This window comes from Polynucleobacter sp. Fuers-14, assembly GCF_018882045.1.
Taxonomy (GTDB): domain Bacteria; phylum Pseudomonadota; class Gammaproteobacteria; order Burkholderiales; family Burkholderiaceae; genus Polynucleobacter.
On sequence record NZ_JACVPG010000030.1, the window covers coordinates 1 to 730 of the forward strand.

Here is a 730-nt window from a genome sequence, read left to right on the forward strand (position 1 = left end):
CCGTGTTAAGCGAGACTAAAGAAGGTAAACGACAGCATTTTCGGATGGCTAATTCTGCTGCCGATCATGATCGTTTTATTGCTTTTCTAAAGAGCTTACCGCCGCCTTGCATTATTGGGTTTGAGGCAACCGGCAATTACCACCGCGCATTAGGGCATCGCTTGGTAGCGGCGGGGTTTGAAGTCTGTTTTATTTCCTCGGTAGCGAGCGCCCGGTATCGGGAGGTGATGTTCAACTCCTGGGATAAAAATGATCCCAAGGATGCTGCAGTGCTTTTAGAGCTGCTTAAGCAAGGGATTACTCAACGTTATGTTGACCCATTAATTGCAGGGCATCATGATCTCCAAGAGTTATCTAAAACCTACTATCAAGTGACCTTGAGTCGCACGCGCCTGCAGCATTCCATCCTCACTCATTACCTGCCTTTGTATTTTCCGGAGATGGGTAAATGGTGGAACAGTACTCGCGCAGACTGGTGGATTAATTATCTTTTGCACTTCCCCATCCCTAGCGCAGTAACGAAGCACTCTCAAGAAGCGTTTTGCCAGATTGCCAGCCCTGTCATTGGCCGCAAGGTTAATAAAGCGGCTAAGCTTATTGAGCTCTATGAGACCGCCTTGCATAGCATTGGACTACCTGTTGAGGCAGATTCCTTGGCTTGCAAAACCTTTCAAATACAACTGAGACGCTATCAAGAGATCAATGCTTGTCGCAAGCAATTAGAAGAGAC

1 protein-coding gene is annotated in these 730 nt (G+C 47.3%); it reads left to right on the forward strand.

Translation table 11 applies throughout. The features are described 5' to 3' along the window. Positions 1 to 730, forward strand: a 730-nt coding sequence (locus tag ICN40_RS11510) for a transposase (RefSeq protein ID WP_216244120.1), incomplete at both ends; no start/stop codon positions are given.